At 41.4% G+C, this 18,572-nt stretch carries 20 protein-coding genes; 12 read left to right on the forward strand and 8 right to left on the reverse strand.

Annotation, left to right across the window (positions count from 1 at the left end):
- Positions 1-117 precede the first annotated feature (117 nt).
- Positions 118-2,019, forward strand: coding sequence for an amidophosphoribosyltransferase (locus AC1MCB_RS01685; RefSeq protein ID WP_479967013.1), 1,902 nt, complete (start codon positions 118-120; stop codon positions 2,017-2,019).
- 73 nt (positions 2,020-2,092) lie between these two features.
- Here the strand turns inward: AC1MCB_RS01685 and AC1MCB_RS01690 are convergent, their stop codons facing one another.
- Positions 2,093-2,725, reverse strand: a complete 633-nt coding sequence (locus tag AC1MCB_RS01690; RefSeq protein ID WP_479967014.1) for a LysE family translocator — start codon at positions 2,723-2,725, stop codon at positions 2,093-2,095.
- Between the two features lie 149 nt (positions 2,726-2,874).
- Between AC1MCB_RS01690 and AC1MCB_RS01695 the strand changes: the two genes are divergently transcribed.
- Together AC1MCB_RS01695 and AC1MCB_RS01700 are read left to right on the forward strand one after the other, a co-directional pair.
- Positions 2,875-4,482, forward strand: coding sequence for an MFS transporter (locus AC1MCB_RS01695; RefSeq protein ID WP_479967015.1), 1,608 nt, complete (start codon positions 2,875-2,877; stop codon positions 4,480-4,482).
- Positions 4,483-4,484: 2 nt separating this feature from the next.
- Positions 4,485-4,940 carry a deoxycytidylate deaminase gene (locus AC1MCB_RS01700; protein WP_479968773.1) on the forward strand — a complete coding sequence of 152 codons (456 nt, stop codon included), beginning with the start codon at positions 4,485-4,487 and terminating at the stop codon, positions 4,938-4,940.
- Positions 4,941-4,954: 14 nt separating this feature from the next.
- On the opposite strand, the gene AC1MCB_RS01705 is transcribed toward AC1MCB_RS01700, so the two are convergent.
- Positions 4,955-5,566, reverse strand: a complete 612-nt coding sequence (locus tag AC1MCB_RS01705) for a c-type cytochrome (RefSeq protein ID WP_479967016.1) — start codon at positions 5,564-5,566, stop codon at positions 4,955-4,957.
- Positions 5,567-5,824: 258 nt separating this feature from the next.
- On the opposite strand from AC1MCB_RS01705, the gene trxB reads away from it, so the two are divergent.
- From trxB to AC1MCB_RS01725, 4 genes are all read left to right on the forward strand, one after another.
- Positions 5,825-6,799, forward strand: a complete 975-nt coding sequence (trxB, locus tag AC1MCB_RS01710) for a thioredoxin-disulfide reductase (RefSeq protein WP_479967017.1) — start codon at positions 5,825-5,827, stop codon at positions 6,797-6,799.
- Between the two features lie 84 nt (positions 6,800-6,883).
- Positions 6,884-7,015, forward strand: a complete 132-nt coding sequence (locus AC1MCB_RS01715; RefSeq protein WP_479967018.1) for a 30S ribosomal protein THX — start codon at positions 6,884-6,886, stop codon at positions 7,013-7,015.
- 339 nt (positions 7,016-7,354) lie between these two features.
- Complete coding sequence (locus AC1MCB_RS01720) at positions 7,355-7,951, forward strand: DUF4230 domain-containing protein (RefSeq protein WP_479967019.1); 597 nt, start codon at positions 7,355-7,357, stop codon at positions 7,949-7,951.
- Between the two features lie 154 nt (positions 7,952-8,105).
- Complete coding sequence (locus AC1MCB_RS01725; protein WP_479967020.1) at positions 8,106-8,744, forward strand: hypothetical protein; 639 nt, start codon at positions 8,106-8,108, stop codon at positions 8,742-8,744.
- A 12-nt stretch (positions 8,745-8,756) separates the two neighbouring features.
- On the opposite strand, the gene AC1MCB_RS01730 is transcribed toward AC1MCB_RS01725, so the two are convergent.
- Genes AC1MCB_RS01730 through AC1MCB_RS01740 form a run of 3 tightly spaced genes read right to left on the reverse strand, consistent with a single transcriptional unit; the run spans position 8,757 to position 10,430 of the window.
- Positions 8,757-9,377, reverse strand: a complete 621-nt coding sequence (locus AC1MCB_RS01730; protein WP_479967021.1) for a hypothetical protein — start codon at positions 9,375-9,377, stop codon at positions 8,757-8,759.
- The gene (locus AC1MCB_RS01735; protein WP_479967022.1) at positions 9,364-9,858 is read right to left on the reverse strand and encodes an RNA polymerase sigma factor; all 495 of its coding nucleotides are present in this window, start codon (positions 9,856-9,858) and stop codon (positions 9,364-9,366) included. The genes AC1MCB_RS01730 and AC1MCB_RS01735 overlap by 14 nt, the downstream gene beginning before the upstream one ends.
- 53 nt (positions 9,859-9,911) lie before the next feature.
- A complete protein-coding gene (locus tag AC1MCB_RS01740) occupies positions 9,912-10,430 on the reverse strand; it encodes a hypothetical protein (protein ID WP_479967023.1) in 519 nt (172 codons plus the stop codon).
- A gap of 66 nt (positions 10,431-10,496) precedes the next feature.
- Here AC1MCB_RS01740 and AC1MCB_RS01745 point away from each other — a divergent pair, with 66 nt between their 5' ends.
- The 3 genes from AC1MCB_RS01745 (at position 10,497) to AC1MCB_RS01755 (ending at position 13,417) form a co-directional block, all read left to right on the forward strand.
- Positions 10,497-11,912, forward strand: a complete 1,416-nt coding sequence (locus AC1MCB_RS01745) for a dicarboxylate/amino acid:cation symporter (RefSeq protein ID WP_479967024.1) — start codon at positions 10,497-10,499, stop codon at positions 11,910-11,912.
- A 211-nt stretch (positions 11,913-12,123) separates the two neighbouring features.
- A complete protein-coding gene (locus AC1MCB_RS01750) occupies positions 12,124-12,543 on the forward strand; it encodes a hypothetical protein (protein WP_479967025.1) in 420 nt (139 codons plus the stop codon).
- Between the two features lie 208 nt (positions 12,544-12,751).
- Positions 12,752-13,417: a phosphatase PAP2-related protein gene (locus AC1MCB_RS01755; RefSeq protein WP_479967026.1), complete on the forward strand. Its 666-nt coding sequence runs from the start codon at positions 12,752-12,754 to the stop codon at positions 13,415-13,417.
- Positions 13,418-13,426: 9 nt separating this feature from the next.
- Here the strand turns inward: AC1MCB_RS01755 and mnmC2 are convergent, their stop codons facing one another.
- From mnmC2 to AC1MCB_RS01770, 3 genes are all read right to left on the reverse strand, one after another.
- Positions 13,427-14,110 (reverse strand): tRNA (5-methylaminomethyl-2-thiouridine)(34)-methyltransferase MnmC2, encoded by a 684-nt coding sequence (gene mnmC2, locus AC1MCB_RS01760; RefSeq protein WP_479967027.1) that lies wholly within the window; start codon positions 14,108-14,110, stop codon positions 13,427-13,429.
- A 95-nt stretch (positions 14,111-14,205) separates the two neighbouring features.
- Complete coding sequence (locus AC1MCB_RS01765; protein ID WP_479967028.1) at positions 14,206-14,664, reverse strand: rhodanese-like domain-containing protein; 459 nt, start codon at positions 14,662-14,664, stop codon at positions 14,206-14,208.
- 56 nt (positions 14,665-14,720) lie between these two features.
- Positions 14,721-16,064, reverse strand: a complete 1,344-nt coding sequence (locus AC1MCB_RS01770; RefSeq protein ID WP_479967029.1) for an MBL fold metallo-hydrolase — start codon at positions 16,062-16,064, stop codon at positions 14,721-14,723.
- Positions 16,065-16,159: 95 nt separating this feature from the next.
- On the opposite strand from AC1MCB_RS01770, the gene AC1MCB_RS01775 reads away from it, so the two are divergent.
- Together AC1MCB_RS01775 and AC1MCB_RS01780 are read left to right on the forward strand one after the other, a co-directional pair.
- The gene (locus tag AC1MCB_RS01775) at positions 16,160-16,501 is read left to right on the forward strand and encodes an MmcQ/YjbR family DNA-binding protein (protein WP_479967030.1); all 342 of its coding nucleotides are present in this window, start codon (positions 16,160-16,162) and stop codon (positions 16,499-16,501) included.
- A 265-nt stretch (positions 16,502-16,766) separates the two neighbouring features.
- Positions 16,767-18,515 carry a tetratricopeptide repeat protein gene (locus AC1MCB_RS01780; RefSeq protein WP_479967031.1) on the forward strand — a complete coding sequence of 583 codons (1,749 nt, stop codon included), beginning with the start codon at positions 16,767-16,769 and terminating at the stop codon, positions 18,513-18,515.
- Positions 18,516-18,572: the final 57 nt, after the last annotated feature.

An 18,572-nucleotide genomic window follows, 5' to 3' on the forward strand; every position in this document is an offset into this window, starting at 1 on the left:
AGCTGTCTGGTAAGGTATTGTCAAATAATAAGGTAGTGCTTAACATAAAATGTTTTAACTTCAAAAGTGTAGTCATTACAATTCTAAAAGCGTAATTTTGCCCGCTCATAACCAGCTATGAGCGAACAAATAAAACACGAATGCGGTGTAGTTCTTATCCGCCTTTTAAAACCTCTCTCTTACTATCAGGAAAAATATGGCACTGCCTTATACGGGTTAAATAAGCTTTATTTATTAATGGAAAAGCAGCATAACCGTGGACAGGACGGAGCTGGTATAGCTACCATTAAACTTGATGTAAAACCTGGAAACCGGTATATCAGCAGGTACCGTGCTACCGGAGCTAAAGCTGTTTCTGAAATTTTCGAGTATGTGCAGAACAAGTTTGCAGATATCCAGAGTACCAATCCGCATCTTCTGCAAGATACTAAATGGCTTAAAGAGCACATCAGTTTCACCGGGGAGGTACTAATGGGGCATTTACGATATGGCACCCACGGTAAGAATAGTATTGAAAGCTGCCATCCTTTTTTACGCCAGAACAACTGGATGACCCGTAACCTGGTTATTTCCGGAAACTTCAACATGACGAACGTGGATGAGTTGCTTGAGCAATTATTCGAGCTCGGTCAGCATCCAAAGGAAAGAGCCGATACTGTAACTGTTCTTGAAAAGATAGGACACTTCCTCGACTCCGAAAATCAGGAACTGTTTGATACCTTAAAACAGGAAGGATTATCTAATGCTCAGATTAGTCAGGAAATAGCTTCCCGCCTGGATGTCGCCACTATTCTACGACGGTCAGCTAAGACCTGGGATGGAGGATATACTATAAGCGGCATATTCGGTCATGGTGATGCATTCGTAATGCGTGATCCGGCAGGAATACGTCCAGCCTTTTACTACATAGACGATGAGATAGTGGTTGTGACTTCAGAAAGACCAGCTATTCAAACTGCCCTAAATGTTCCTATAGAGAGTATAAAAGAAATAAAGCCAGGTCATGCGCTGATCATCAAAAAGGATGGTACTATTACCGAGGAGCAATTTCGGGAGCCTGATGTACAGAAATCATGCTCTTTTGAGCGGATCTATTTTTCACGGGGGAGTGATGCATCTATCTACAAGGAACGTAAGGAATTAGGTCGTTTATTATGCGGTCAGTTGTTAGAATCGGTTAACCGCGACCTTAAAAATACCGTTTTCTCATATATTCCCAACACTGCTGAAATAGCGTTTTATGGGTTGGTAGAGGGAATCAATAAATATGTAAGGTGTTTTCAGAAAGAGGCCCTTTTAAACCGGGAGGATAAAATTACAGATGCAGAATTGGATAGTGTTCTGAGTATTAATCCAAGATTTGAAAAGATCGCTATAAAGGATGCTAAGCTTCGCACATTTATTACCCAGGATGCGGACAGGCAGGATATGGTGGCGCACGTTTATGATACTACTTACGGGGTAGTGCAAGCCGGTACTGATACACTGGTTGTTTTAGATGACTCAATTGTACGTGGGACGACTCTTAAGCAAAGCATTTTAAAGATTCTGGACCGATTAGGTCCTAAACGTATTATTGTGGTTTCTTCAGCTCCCCAGATTCGTTATCCTGATTGTTACGGGATTGATATGTCACGGATGGGTGAGTTTGTGGCTTTTGAAGCAGCTATCGTCTTATTAAAAGAAAACGGTCTGGAGCATGTTATTAAAACGACCTATCAGAAGTGCGTGGCAACTCAGTATCTCGAAAAAGGAGAAGTTCAGAATTACGTAAAAGCCATTTATGATCCTTTTACAGATCAGCAGATATCCGATAAAATTGCGCAGATCATAACGCCTAAGGAAGTTAAATCCAAGGTAGATGTGATCTACCAAACCCTCGACAATTTACACAAAGCTTGTCCTGGTCATTTAGGCGACTGGTATTTCTCAGGAAATTATCCAACTGAGGGGGGGAATAAAGTAGTAAACCGCGCTTTTATGAACTGGGTTGAAGGGAAAAATGAGAGAGCATACTAGAGGAGGGAATTAAGAATTAAAGAATTAAAGAATTAGGAATTTGAAAGACTTAATGATTCTTAATTCAGAATTCTTAATTAATAAGTGAGTGTCCCGTGGCGAGGTTGTAGATTAAACGCAGGGCGAAGATAATGATCAGTACACCTGCAATTTGATTGAGGTGCAGGATGGTCTTTTCCTTTATGCGATAGCGCAACTTGTTAGCATAGTATGCCTTAACCACATCCATACTGAATTGAGTAATCAGAATGGCACTGTAAAATGGAACGATATCTGCAGCCTTGAATTCTCCGGCTACCGAGATTACTCCGCTGGTAACGCTGACCCAGTACAACAGGATGGCCGGATTGAAAATACACATCAAAAAACCTTTCAGGAAATACCCGGTGTTGTGTCTTTTTGACGTGGTGTTTTGGTAATTGATCTTTACTTTCTTTAAGAGGTAGTAAATACCAATAGACAACAGGATAGTGCTTCCCGTAATACCAATATAAAGACGATACTTATTCTCTAAGGCCAAAAATGACGAGCCGTAAATGGTAAGTGCTACGTAAAAAATATCGCTGGTTAGAACACCCCCTGCAAGTGACACGCCGGCGTAAAAGCCTTTTTCGATGCTGGTTTTTATAAGTGCGAAAAACACCGGCCCGGTTAAAAATGAAAGTACCACTCCTAATCCAATTCCTGATATTATTGATTCGAGCATCGTCTTTTTAGTCTCAACAATTGCGAATATGCAACTTTAAGCTTTAAGTATAACAACTTTTATACCCTCCATAGCTAAATAATTAAAAGTTTATTTAGTCTCATTTTTTTGGTTTATGTTAGATAAAAATTAAAATAAACCTTGACCAAATGACCCAGAACGACCAAAAAAGTTATGGCTCAGCCCTTTACACACTTATTACAGTGTTTTTTTTCTGGGGCTTCGTAGCAGCAAGTAATGGTATTTTTATTCCATTTTGTAAAACTCACTTTGATTTAACCCAGTTTGAATCGCAGTTAATTGATTTTACCTTCTATGGGGGATACTTCATCGGGTCGTTAATATTGTTTTTTGCATCCAAGATCAGTAAAGTGGACATCTTGAATAAGATGGGCTATAAGAACGGTATCATAGTGGGCTTGATGCTTTCTGCAGCGGGCGCTTTGTCAATGATCCCTGCGATTGATTCAGGCTCGTTTGGCTTTATTCTAACCTCTTTCTTTTTTATTGCTATAGGATTCTCATTGCAACAAACTGCTGCTAATCCATTTGCGGTAGCCTTGGGAACGCCACAAACAGGTGCAAACCGGCTTAACCTTGCGGGAGGGGTAAATAACTTCGGAACTTTACTTGGACCTATCATTGTAAGTATTGTATTATTTGGCACTGCCAGCAGTGTAGAGCCCCAGGCAGTAGAAATAGCATCAGTTAAAATGGTGTATTATATTCTGGCCGGGCTATTCGTTGCCGTGGCCATATTTTTTGGAATCTCTAATCTGCCTAAGGTAACCAGTGATGAGAAAATTGAAACAAGCAGCAAAACAAATATTCCATTGTTTGTCATTTTTGTGGCTTTTCTGTTGATCCTGGCTTCCGCCCCTCTAACCGATTTAACCGGTCTGAGCAAGACAATTTTTGTTTATGCTTCGTTGGCCATCATCGTTTTAACGCTATTATTATCGCTGCAGTCTGCAGGAAAAGATGGAGACGGCTGGGGAGCCATGCAGTATCCACAACTTATCCTGGGAATGCTGGCCATCTTTACTTACGTGGGTGTCGAAGTTAGCATCCAAAGTAATATGGGAGCGTTATTGAAATTGCCTGAGTTTGGAGGCTATGAAGAATCTGTTATTGCTCCCTTTATATCATTGTATTGGGGAAGTTTAATGATTGGTCGCTGGACTGGAGCCATTAGTGCTTTTAACCTGGCTAAAAACACTAAAAGAATATTAACGGTAGTGGTTCCATTCTTTGCATTTGCATTGATCTTGTTTTTCAACCACTTAAACGGATCACCAGTAAGCCAGTTTTATATCTACGCTATCTGTGTGGCTATTTTAATCGTTGGTTTCTTCTACAGTCAGGAAAAGCCTGCTAAAACCCTCGCTACTTTCGGTGTTCTTGGAATGATTGCCATGATTATCGGATTAATGACAACGGGTAAACTCGCTGTATTCGCGTTTTTAAGCGGTGGTTTGTGCTGCTCGATTATGTGGCCAAGTATATTTTCCCTTGCTATTACAGGTTTAGGAAAATACACGAGTCAGGGATCTTCATTTTTGATTATGATGATTTTAGGAGGTGCTATTATTCCGCCGGTACAAGGTATTTTAGCCGATACAAGCGGAATTCATGCATCGTACATAGTTCCGGTTATTTGTTTTGCCTACCTGGTCTTCTTTGCATGGAAAGTTAGCCAAGTGCTGAAAAAGCAAGGAATTGACGTAAACAAAATTGAAGCCGAAGGAGCTCATTAATAATTGTGAAACCCAGTTTTGATCAAATATTTATGAAGCTAGCCACCGACCTGGCCCAGCGCTCGCATTGCGTTAAGGCTCAGGTCGGTGCTGTTTTATCGAAGGATACCCGGATAATTTCCATTGGGTACAACGGTCCGCCTGCGGGTACTCATAACTGCGACGAGGAGTGGCCTGAGACAGGCTGTCCGAGGGACTCTAAGAATAGCTGTTCGCTTGCCCTCCATGCAGAGGAGAACGCCATCTTATATGCAGTTAAGAACGGAGCCAGCCTCGAAGGGGCGACATTGTACATCACCCTTTCGCCCTGTCTTCCCTGTGCCAGAATCATTTACTCATCGGGTATAAAGAAAGTATTCTACCTTAACTCTTATGCGGAATATAAAGGCCTCAGCTCGGATGAAGGTGTTGATTTCTTGAATAAGTTTGGTGTCGACGCCAGCAAATTTACACTATAGCGGCCATCACCAATTTATGGTGTGGCGCTAACTGGCGGCAGTGGTTGCGGTACAATATTTTTAATCGGCTTTATTGATTTCAGATAAGCGAACACAGCTTTAATCTCATCATCGGTCATATTCTTGTACATCTGCCATGGCATCGGGGGCAATATTGAGCGTTCTGTTTCGATGCCTTTGTGTTTACCTTTGCGCAACACATTCATAAAGTTACTCTCTTCCCAATTCTTTAAACCGGTTTCATCAGGTGTTAAATTAGCAGCGAATGATACTCCCCATGGGCCTGTCCAGGCAGTTAGTGTCTGGGTTACCACATATCCCTTGCTTTCCATTTCTTTTCTGTTTACCTCAGGTGCAGGTAACTGGGAAGGATGGCCAGATAGCGCTAAAGAAAAATCGATTTCCGGCCCCTGCGGGGTCATCTTTTTGGGGCTGTGGCAGTCATGACAGCCAGCAACTAAAACAATGTGTTCGCCTAACTTCTCCTGGGTTTGGTAGCCGCCAAACTTTACGTCAGCGGTGTCCAAATTCTGAGCAGTATTTTTAGCCGGTTTACTGTTACAGCTTGTTAAGATCGCGAAGATTGTCAGCGTTAACACATAAGGGAGATATTCAAAATTTTTCATCGTATAAAAATTTAAGTGAATATTGAGTGTAGCCTACATAAATATATTATTTCTTTAAATTTTTAACAATACTGTCGAATTAGTTTGCAGGCTTTATGTGCCAGTTTTTCTCACCTTTAGATGTAACTGGTATACTCATATTAGCGACTTAACCAAAGTGCGAACCATGTAGTCATCGTAAATGATAGATTTGGCTGACATAATCTCCTTGTCATCTCGTCTGTAAAAAGCTAAATTTGCCTTCCTAAAAGCAAATTAATGTTACAAGAAACAGAACATGTTCATTGCCTGATCATCGGTTCGGGGCCAGCCGGTTACACTGCCGCAATTTATGCTGCCCGTGCGGATTTAAAACCCGTAATGTACACGGGTATAGTTCCTGGCGGACAATTAACTCAAACTACCGATGTAGACAATTTTCCCGGATATCCTGAAGGAATAATGGGTCCGGAAATGATGGAAGATCTTCGTAAACAAGCCGAACGTTTCGGTACTGAAGTTCGTTTCGGTTATGTTACTTCTGTTGATTTTAGCTCGATGCCGCGTCGCGTAGTTGTTGACGAGAATAAAACTATTACCGCTGATACTGTGATTATCGCTACCGGGGCCTCAGCAAAATGGCTAGGACTAGAGAGCGAACAAAAGTATAACGGCTTTGGTGTTTCTGCTTGTGCAGTTTGCGACGGGTTTTTCTTTAAGCAGCAGGATGTAGCGATAGTAGGGGCAGGCGATACAGCCGCAGAGGAAGCGACTTACCTGGCAAAGCTTTGTAAAACCGTTCATATGCTGGTTCGTCGTGACGAGTTTCGCGCTTCAAAGGCAATGCAGCATCGCGTGTTGTCGACTCCCAACATTGTGATTCATTATAATTCGGAAACGAAAGAAATATTGGGCGATGGAAAGAATGTCACGGCGGTAAAGATTGTAAACAATAAAACCGGCCTTGAAACGGATATTCCCGTTACCGGGTTTTTTGTAGCGATAGGTCATAATCCCAACACTGAAATTTTTAGAGGCTGGTTGGATATGGACGACACCGGTTATCTAATCACTCAGCCGGATAGCACTAAAACAAATGTTGAGGGAGTATTTGCATGCGGCGACGCACAGGATAAGATCTTCAGGCAAGCCGTGACTGCTGCCGGGACAGGATGTATGGCTGCCTTAGAGGCCGAGCGTTACCTTGCGTCGAGGGAACATCAACCGGTAAGCGCAGACAATTCGTTGGTATAACACCATTTTTATTGATCCTTAAATTGATCTTTTATAAAACATTCGATCGATGCATATGTAATCCTTAAAGTAAAAATTAAGATTATGGGCAAAGGAGATATCAAAACCAAGAAAGGTAAGATAACCAAGGGAAGTTTCGGAAAGTTGAGAAAGCATAAATCCGAAACGGATAAGAAACAGGAAGAGCCTAAAGAAAGCCCGCCTGATAAGAAGTAAATATAGAGACTGCCCATAAAGGCGGTCTCTTTTCATTATGATCCTTACGACCGCATTCTGTCGGACAATTTTCAATTAAATAGCATATTACTTTCAATTATTAAATAGATTTCTTCAGTTCTAAACAGTTTTGCTTGAGCTATTGCTCATCTTAAAGGCTTTCCACATGCCTTAAAGTTGAAGAGAATGTGGTAAGCATTGACCAAGGCGGGTTTTTGTTACGATGCCGGATGGGTTGAGTATATTTACAGGGGGAAATATGCTGGCCGCGCGAATCATTGGAATAAGATGATTTGTAATGGGGCTATTTAATGGCTCCCTCCCATTTAAAAGAATTTTATGCAGCTAACATCTTCGCGCACACGCGCCACTATTTTACTGGTTACCTCCATTTTTACCATTCTATTCCTGGTATTCATGTTCTTTTATATCAGGAAGCAATTCTTTATAACCCGTACGGAGCTAAATGAAGATATGATGATTGAGAAAATAACGGCGATGGGTAAGCTGGAGCTAGTTAAGTACTCCATGAAAGATGTGCTCGAACAACAAGAAATAAGAACACTGTTGCCAAATAAACGCATCCTGTTTGTCGCCGTTGGTGAAGTTGCGGGTTGCATTGATTTGACCAAAGTTAAAAAGGAAGATGTGATCGACCAGGGTACAGATTCTCTGACCATTAATTTACCACAGCCTGAAATATGTTACTTCAAGCTGGATCATCAGCGGTCAAAGGTTTATGATGTTTCGGGGGTATGGTTTCCGAGTGATTCGAAAGATCTGGTTGAAGGTATCTATAAGGTCGCGGAGAAGAAGATGCTGGAGAACGCTCGCGAACAAGATATCCTTGGGAAAACAAAGGAGAATACCATTCTGATATTTAAGCCTATGCTTGAGAATATCACCGGGAAGAAAGTGGGAGTAACTTTTAGGTAACAAGCTCCGTTACAGTTCTAAACCTAACTCATAGAAGATTTATTTTTTTAGATTTGAGTATTCACCTGTAGTGAGAACTGATTTATGGTGCAGCTTGACTAACTCAATCTCCCGAAAGAATATTATACTATTTAAATTATTGAAAATAATGAGAATGATTAAAACAGCTGTGGCAATACTTCTATCAGCCAGCCTACTTAATTCCTGTACATCTGCTAACAAACCTGCCGAGGTAACGGAACAAAAGTCAGAATCTGTACAATTACCTGCACCGTTTAGGTTTCATAAGGCAGTGGAGGTTAAACCGGGCCTAACGCTTGATGTGGTTAGCTGGGGTCGCGGGTCAGAGTCCGTTGGCGGGTATATGATCCTGCGATCTGATTCAACACACTTAAAATATCGCTCAATCTCGGGTGAGCTGGATGGTAAAATGGTAGACGTCTGGAATATGGATATGGATTCAGACGGAAATCCCGAGCTATTCATACAGGCGCAGGGAGAGGGCGAGGGTTCACATCTCACGATGTATGTTTATGAATTCTCTGAAAACGGATCTGCGCAAAAGATAACTTTCCCAAACCTGGGCAGTTCAAGCAAAAGAGGGTACAAAGGCGGCGATTCCTTGTATGTAAAAGACGACAAGCTTTATCGCGAATTTCCGATAGTAGATACTGATGAGCAGACTAGTAATAAATCGGTTGAAACCAAAAAGGTATTAGAATACGGAATTCGAAATAACAGTTTTACCGTTAATGAAGTAGAGGACGAAAAGCCGGAAAAAAAGCAGAATTAACAGGCAACCTGTTTAGTTACTTGAGGAATTCTTCTCTGCAGACGTGAACTGCTTCTGAAGCCTTTCCAGGTTACCGATCATGTCTTCCAATTTCGCTTCTTCTTTACGGATGTAACGTCGCATCAGAAAGAAGTAACAGAAAATGATCCATGCACCCGTCAGGGAAATGCCGATAACGGTCACCCATATGGATGCCAGGAATGCTATCTCAATAAAATAGAACAAGAAACCCAGACTTAAGAACAAAGTGTAGATTCTATAACTGCGGGTATTTAAAATATAGCGGTCGCTTTTGTATTTTTTCAGATAATCGATGTATTCTTCGGGCTTATTAAGCAGCAAAGATTCGTCTTTGATCAGGTTATAGTCCCTGACCTGCCGGTAGAGATAATAAATGCAGCAACCGATCAGGATGATCATCGCCAGATGGGTGGTCCACATTTTAAACGGACTGCTGATCCATATATAGGTAAGCATAGCTACAGCGAACAGCATACCAATCAGTTCTCTCAAAAGTTTATTTGCAAAGCCATTTTTGGTTTTGCGCACCTTTCTCAATACATCCTCATCACTGACTTTTGGCAGCGCCACCTGGTTATGCCAGATATCCTTTAATGCTTCAAAATCTTTCATTCCTATTGTATAATTCCGTCAATTTCTGCTTAATGCGGTGAATTTTTACCCGCAGATTTCCGTCCGATATTCCCGATATCTGGGCAATTTCAGGATACGGCACTTCATCCAGTACCATGGTAATTATCAGACGTTCATTTTCTTCCAATTGCGAAATGCACTTGTAAAGAGAAGCTACCTGTTCATTCTTATCGGAAATTTCCTCGCTTTTATTTTCAATGATATTGTCTGTCAGTTCATCTTTTGCCTGGCGTTTTTCTACGCGCAGATAAGACAGACAGGTGTTCACAGCGATGCGGTATATCCAGGTAGATATTAGCGCCTGGTTCCTGAACTTATCAAGGTTTTGCCAGACCTTCATAAAAGTCTCCTGCATCAGATCATTCGCCGAATCGTCGTCGCCGGTATAACCATAACATAAATGATAGATCTTTCGGGAGTTGGCTTGAAAGATCTCTTTAAATAGCGCTTGTTTATCCACCTTGAATTGTACGCCGTTTAGATGATGCTTTAGTGAATATGTTACAAACCGGTTTAAACGTACGAACTCTTATTAACCCATCGTACTTTTCCTGATGACTGCTCTATCAGGTTCTCAAACTCCTGCGTGTAGTCAAACTGAAGATCTTCATGCAGTTTAGGTAGAATTCCTTTTATTTTATCCAGCTGGCGAATAAATAAAGCCTGCATCGGCTTGTGGGAAGTTCCGGTGTCGCCATATGCCAGAAAGCTTTGGCAAAACCATATTAGCAACTCAAGTTCAACCTGCTTAGAAGCAGTATATTTAGCATGCCGGTTCATCAAACGCAATATCTTCCGTAAAGTCTTGCTGGCCTGGTAATAATGACGGGTCAAGGTTTTGAAATCTCCCTCTAAAAAAGTTTTCACCTGACCGGCGTAAGCAATAGGGTCGCTGGAATCAAACAATAAATAATTAAGCAGTTCCTTATTGTCCTTTTTATACTTTGCCAACCGCAGGCATATTTCCGTTAATTGTTGAACAGAAAGCCTGTTTAATTCCTTTTTAATCGTGGTTAGTTTCTCAGGCTTCATTTATTTCAGGCTGTTGCACAGCAAATCTAATTAATTACTTTTGTCACATAGACTAAACCATATTTCATGAAGTTTAAAAATCTGGGATTAATTATACTGATTCCAATCACGATTTCTGCAATCCTTACTTTCCTGAATCACTATAATATCTTACCTGTTCCGGATACAGCCCTTTTCTTTTCAAGATGGCTCGCCATTGCGGGCTTATTTCTTTTTGGACTGAAAAGGAAGTCGTTGACTGCCTGGATATTAATTTCGATGGTTGTAGGTGCCGAGATCGGTCATGATTTTCCTGAGATCGGTATGAAACTGCAGGTGCTAAGCAAAGTATTCTTGAAGATGATCAAGACTATTATTGCTCCACTTTTATTTGCCACCCTGGTTTATGGAATTGCTGGTCACTCTGATCTAAAGCAGGTCGGCCGGATGGGTTGGAAATCTATTTTGTATTTTGAAGTAGTGACCACTGTTGCCCTGTTTATAGGTTTAGCGGCAATTAATATTTCGCAGGCAGGAGTGGGTATTAAAATGCCTGCTGGTGCTCATGAAGAATTGCCTGCTGTTGCTCCGCAAACCTTCAATGATATTATTCTGCATATTTTCCCTGAAAATATAGCCTTATCAATCGCTGAAGGGCAGGTTCTGCAGATTGTGGTGTTTAGTATCCTCTTCGGAATTGCATTAGCGATGGTTCGCGAAGATAAACGTCAGCCATTGTTGAAGTTTACAGAAAGCCTTTCTGAAGTCATGTTCAAATTTACAAATCTGATCATGTACTTTGCTCCGATAGGAGTTGGGGCTGCCATTGCATATACTGTTGGCCATATGGGATTAGGAATCCTGGTGAACCTGATTCAATTACTCATGACACTCTACATAGCACTCTTAGTATTTTTGGGGGGAGTTCTACTGCCGATAGCGTTGGTTATAGGCGTTCCCATAAGAAAGTTTCTACAGGCTATCGCTGAACCGGTTTCTATTGCCTTTGCAACAACTAGTTCTGAGGCAGCTTTACCACGTGCGATGGAAGCGATGGAGCGACTTGGAGTGCCCCGCAAAATCGTAGCTTTTGTAATGCCGACAGGTTATAGTTTTAACCTTGACGGGACGACCCTGTACCTGTCGCTGGCTGCTATTTTTGTAGCTCAGGCAGCTGGAATGCCTTTAACATTCGGGCAGCAGTTACTAATTGTATTTACGTTGATGTTAACGAGCAAGGGGGTGGCCGGAGTTCCAAGGGCCTCGCTGGTGATCCTGCTGGGTACGGCAGCATCCTTCGGCATGCCGGTTTGGCCAATATTTATTATCCTGGGTATTGATGAGCTGATGGATATGGCCCGTACTTCGGTGAATGTGATCGGGAATTGCCTGGCCACTATCGTAATAGCTAAGTGGGAAGGGGAATTTAATCCACCAGCGGAATTGGCTATGGCTGACGAAAGCCGTATTCACAGCCTGGAGAAAGTGGTTGGAGAGCATTAATGTGCTAATTTTTCAATTTGATAATGTGCTAATTCTAACCCCCGATTTGTTAGTTTGTCAAATGGTGGTGCCTGGCAACCCTTATTCCTTACGCTGTAATCTTTATTTTTAACCTTGTCATAGTGCCATGAGCGATAGAGTCAAAAAAATATTTTTAGGTATTTGTATTATTACTCCTTTTCTTTTTTACTGCATATATTATTATAGTAATATGATTAGAAATGCACCCTACAGGTTTTCTGATTTTGAATCGATCACTTTTAAATATGGTATGGGTGACAGCCTGGTGAATCAATATAATTCTAAAACCGGCGTATATCAGTACCTGAATGGTAATGATTCATTGATAACAACTAATGTAAAGCTGAGGAAGGATGACTTATTATATCTGCACCGGAAGGCCGCCGAGAATGGCTTCTGGAACTTTCCAGAAGTGCTGGAGAATAAGTCAGCAAAAACTAAAAAAGTACATTCTCCGCATTATTATATTGAATATAAGTACAAGTTAAAGGCTAAGCATGTGTTGTATGATGCCGCATATAATGACAATCAAAAATTAGGGGACGCAGCAAAACAGCTAGCAAAAGAAATCAGAAGCATGATCAATGATGCTGAGGATAGAAAACCTTAAATGATCGGAATTTCCCTTGCTTCTTCATCTTAAATCAGAATTGCATCTCTCCAGGTTGCGTTAAGGTTACATCGTTCTTGTTCGACAATGTAATAAACAAGCAATATTAACTCAATGGGCTATTCGAGTGAACAAATTGTTAAGAAAACAACCTAAAATGTAAGCAAATGAAATATCTTTGCCGGTCTTTTGATGCACAAGTAATTTAATGAAAAAGAAAATTAAACAGGAAAGTTCGTTATTATTAAACGTCTGGGGTGAAGCATGGCAATTACCTTTATTTAAACAGAAACTACTTTTAGGCTTAGGGTTCTTTATTTTGCTTTTAAATGCATTTCCAATTTTTTACCAATACATAGAAAAGCGTAACGGAATGATGAATCATGATGTGTTTCTGCACATGATTCCGGCGATGGATGTTTCTCTCCCAATATTTATCGTCACATGGTTTATGGCCATACTCATGATTATAAAGGCAATCAAGAATCCTTCGGTCTTCATGACCTTTCTATATGGATTCGTAATCTTAAATATCGCCCGGTTTATCTCAATCTCCCTAATTCCATTTAATCCGCCGCATGATTTGATTCCTATTCACGATCCGATAGCAAACATCTTTTATGGGGATACTTATGTCACCAAAGATCTGTTCTTCTCCGGACATACAGCTACTCAGTTCCTATGCTTTCTTTGTTTGAAGAAGCGGATAGACCGGGTTTTTGGCCTGATTGCCACGGTATTGATGGGATTTTTAGTGCTGGTTCAGCATGTCCATTATACCATTGATGTAGTTAGCGCCCCGGTGTTTGCTTACTTATGTTATTGGCTGGCTACGAAAGTGCATGCTGTGGAGGAAGAATTAAGTACAAACTAGCCAGGGAGTTTACAGCTTGACTGCCCTTAACATCTCGCGTTTGCCCGGTGCGCCCGGTGCTTTCTCAATACTGAAGCCAAGTGCTTTCATGCTTCGTTTTAAATTGCCGGTGATTGCATAGGTTACAAAAACACCGCCCGGCTTGATGAACGAACAGATATGCGACAAGGATTCGTCAGTCCACATCTCAGGCTGATGAACCGCTGCAAAGGCATCAAAGTAAATGACATCGTAAAGCCGTTCTGTATTGAATTCTAAAAGTTTCCTTTCTGCTATTTCTAGGTTGCAATAAGCATTAATTGAAGTATGGTCTTCAAATGCCTTCGAATAGTTTTCCAGGAAACATTTCCAGGTACCGGCAGACAGGTATTTGCTGTAACTGGTTGAAGTAATCATGTCTAAAGGAAGAGGATACGCTTCAATGCCTGTATAATGAATTTTAATCCTCTTCTGAAGGCTGTAATCTGCTGTTACCAGGAAATTTAAACCCGTACCAAACCCAACTTCCAGAATGTCTGCTGAGTCTGACTTGTACTTTTCAAGGAAGAAATTTAAGCCGGACTGGAGAAATACATGCCGGCTTTCCTGCAATGCGCCATGCCGCGAATGATACTGCTCGCCAACCTGAGCATTATAGATGGTTTTGGAGCCGTCTGCTGTGGCTACTAAGGTGAGGTTATTGTTGGTGAGCATGGGGTAGTTTAGGAGGAAGGAGTAAAGATAATGAAGTAACGAACAAAGAGTAAGGAAAGAAGAAGAAACATCAGGAAGAACATTAAGTGTTAATTCTATCTTCCTAATACAATAGCTCCTCGTTCAAGCCAACGGCTCCATTCTTTGTTATAGCCATGTATTTCGGATGTTTGCACACCATTCGACCTGTATACCGGGTTTTTTTGATTTACCCATTCAAAAATACTACCATAGAGGTTATAAACGTTTTGATAGCCTGACTTTAAAAGCTTTTCGCCGATCTTTTCGCTGCGAATACCCACGGAACAATAGAGAACAATAATGGCGCCTTCGGGGATATCATAAACGCTGCGCATATCGAACCAGAAATACCCTACATGACGTGCATTCTTCAAGTGACTCACCTGATACTCTTTCGCTTCACGTGTGTCAAGCAGATATACGTTATGCTTATCTAGTTCTTTAAATTCCTCAACAGTAATTAAAGGTACGGTATGCTGATAGGTACTATCTAAGAGGTTTTTAAATTCAGGATTGAGGATCTGTGCAGCCAAGGTTTCGCTTGTAAAACAAAGTAAGAGAATCAATAATCTGCAGATAACCATTGTAATTAATGTGATTTGGAGTACTGAGTAATAGCGTCACTCATATCTAAAACCGGAACATCTGTAATTTGTTGTGCAATAATGCTTGATCCGGCAGCTGAACGATAACCCCCGGCGCAGTGTACCACTATCGGTCTATCAGTTGGGATTTCAGCGGCACGCTCCCGCAGCTGATGTAGCGGAATATTTAGCGAATTTTTAAAGATCTTATTTGATCTTACCTCTGATGTATTGCGAACGTCTACAATAGTATATTCAGATTGATTCTTGTTAAAATCGGTTAGGTTTATTATCGGTGAATGTTCAGGTAAAGTGCTATCCGGAACCAGGGCAGTCTCAATTTGTTTTTCGTAGCCAATCTTAGCGGTTTTGCTAATCACAGTATTAAGGGCCACCTCATTTTCAGCGATTAGATAAAATGTTTCTCCCGGAGCTACTATGGAACCGAGCCAGGTCTCAAATTTTGCGCCGTCCTGCAGGTTAATTGAATTTTTAAAGTGACCCGCTTTGAATTGGCTTTCCTTACGGCTGTCAATAATTAAAATTCCATCTTCTGGAATTGTAGTCCCTTTGATTTGAGGGATGGCCTGAATGCTGTTTTCAAACGGTTCAGCGCCAGCCTTATTGAGCATTACATTGTAGCCAAAGTATTTAGGCACGAATGGCTGATCTTTTATTATCATGTCAACAAAAGCGCTTTCAGTCATATTTTGCAAGGCACAGTTTTCCCGAAGTTCCTTACCAATAGTGCTGGTGAGCTCCGGGCTCATGTTTTTACCACACAGTGATCCCGGACCGTGAGCAGGGTAGACAATTACGCTTTCCGGTAAATTCATTAGCTTCTGGCGAGTGCTAAAGTACATCTGACGGGCAAGTTCTTCTTTTTTAGCCACCAGGTTCCCTGCAGTTTCACGCAAGTCAGGCCTTCCAACATCGCCCACAAAAAGAGTGTCACCGGTAAATATTGCATGCTCATTGCCCTTCTCGTCTATTACAAGTATACAGATGCTATCCGGAGAATGGCCTGGCGTATTGATTGCCTTTAACCGGATTTTTCCGACAGTTAAGATATCGCCTTCGTCAAAAGCGATATGGGGGTAATCAGCAGCGAGTAATTTGCTGACATAAATGGTAGCTCCTGTTTTTTGATGTATCTCAAGATGAGAACTCACAAAGTCAGCATGCGGGTGAGTTTCAATTACACCGGTAATTTTGGCATTGTGCTTCTCTGCAAATGAAAAGTAAGGCTGTGGATCGCGCGCCGGATCAACAAGCATCATCTCATTTTCACTGACTATTGCATAAGAGCCGTGCGACAAACCTTTATCGTAAAACTGTTTTATTAACATACCAACGATTACTTTAGAGCCGCAAATATACTCAGGCAAATCAAGTTTTATATTGATATTTGCACACGGCATACGCTACTTGCAAGCTTAAGTTTATGAATCTCGAGTCTATACAAACCTTTTGTTTACAACTACCTCAAACAACCGAAGGGATCAAATGGGGAAATGACCTTTGTTTCATGCTTTCAGAAAAAATGTACTGTGTTGCGGGGCTTACCAGTCCGTTCAGCTGTTCTTTTAAATGTTCCGATGAAGATTTTGCCAAATTGACGGAGATTCCGGGAATAATTCCGGCACCTTATATGGCCCGTAATAAATGGGTTAACATACAGGATCCTTTAGTTTTAACGAAGGAGGAATGGGAGCGCTATATTAAAAACTCTTATCGCCTGATTCTTAACAAGCTTCCCAAAAAGTTTCAGCAGAATCTTCAATAATTTATCGGAACCCGAAAAAGTAGTTACCGCAAAAACTATCAGATATTTAGATTTTTCTCATTATAATTTTTTATTAAATTTAATGTAGTAAAGTTTAAGCGGATGAGTGTTCCTTACACGATTTAGACCATCATAGGGATATCCATTCTGATGAGAATTCAGCTGGATAGCTGCTCAACTGTATAGCAGATCGATCACATATAATTCTTACAGATTTAATTATGTAGGCCCGGGTAATCTGTGATCGATGTTTTCTAATTAGAGAATGAAAAAATTTTCATACTTTTTAATGGCATTACCGGTGTTGGTACTGTTATTTCTTGAAGACCATTCTTCAAGTGTAAAAGAATATTCTGTAATATCGTCCAGGCAACTTAGTATAAAAACACCGGTGTGTTCTGGTGGCTTAAAGCCGTCGGATCTTGTTAAAATAGTGGACACGGCCAAGGTACGCCCAATTCTTTTTACCAATCTAGGGGACTATCACTTTAAAGTAACTACTTCTAACAAAACTGCGCAGAAATACTTTGATCAGGGCCTGTCATTATATTATGCATTCAATCATGCCGAGGCCTATCGTTCATTTAATGAGGCCTCACGACTCGATTCCAATTGTGCGATGGCTTTCTGGGGGCAGGCACTTTGCCTCGGGCCAAATATTAATGCGCCAATGGATCCGGCCGATGCTACTGTAGTGTTTAATGCCGTCCAAACAGCGGTTTTTTTAGTACCTAAAGCTAGCGAACGAGAGCAGGGATATATAATGGCATTGTCTGAGCGATATGTTGCCAACCCACCCGCTGACAGGACTCATCTGGACACTGCTTACGCGCGGGCCATGAGGAAGGTTGTCGATAAGTATCCCAGTGATCTGGACGCGGCCAGCCTTTATGCCGAAGCTTTAATGGATCTCAGTCCCTGGAACTTTTGGCTTAAAGATGGCAATCCGCAACCATGGACTCCGGAAATACTAGATGTTCTGGAAGGGGTGCTAAAAGCGAATAAAAATCACATTGGAGGAAACCATTTTTATATTCATGCGATTGAAGCCTCACATAAGGCAGAGCTCGGAATGCCAAGTGCGAAGCGTTTAGAAACACTATTACCGGGTGCCGGCCATTTGGTGCATATGCCTGCTCATATTTATATCAGAACGGGCCGCTATCATGAGGGCTCGCTAACGAATGAAGCCTCGATAAAAGCTGACCAGGCCTATTTAAACGAGTGCAACTCGCGCGGTTTATACAGCTTACTTTACCATCCGCATAATTATCATTTTCTCTGGGCCTGTACAACTCTGGAAGGTCGGAAAAAATACGCTCTCGAAACAGCAAAGGTACTAAGCTCCAAATTCGACACCTCAATGGTATTAGGTCCGTTTGGATTTATTGCTCAGCATGTGTCGGCTACGCCAGTATTTGCAATGGTACGGTTCGGGGAGTGGGATAAACTTTTAGAAATGGCAGTGCCTGATAAAAGGGCCATTTATTCCAGAGCGATGTGGCACTATGGTCGTGGGGTTGCCTATGCAAAAAAAGGTATGACGGACAAGGCTGAAGAAGAAAGATCTGCGCTGACTATCTTTAAAGCAGATACTACGCTTATAAATATATCTATAGGAGCACTAAATACTCCTTACGCGCTGATGGATATCGCAGATAAGGTCCTTGCTGCCGAAATCTACCTCGCAGATATAAATTATGAAAAAGCGATTCCCATTTTAAAGGAAGCCGTAATTATGGAAGATAATCTTAACTATAACGAACCGGCAGACTGGCATCATCCTGTTCGCCAGATGCTCGGCGCAGCGTTGCTGGAAAGTGGACATTTCGAGCAGGCTGAGAAAGTTTATCTTGAAGACCTTGCCACCTATCCGGAGAACGGCTGGTCATTATTTGGCTTGCAGCAATGTTTGATCGAACAGGGCCGTGAAGAGGAGGCCAGCGCAGTTAAAATGCGTTTTGAAAAAGCCTTCGCCCATGCAGATATTCAGCTAACCAGTTCGAGTTTTTGATCAAGTATTAAGAACATTAGAAAAAAAGACCCGTAACATGATTTATTACGGGTCTTT

Source organism: Daejeonella sp. AP26 (genome assembly GCF_056680515.1).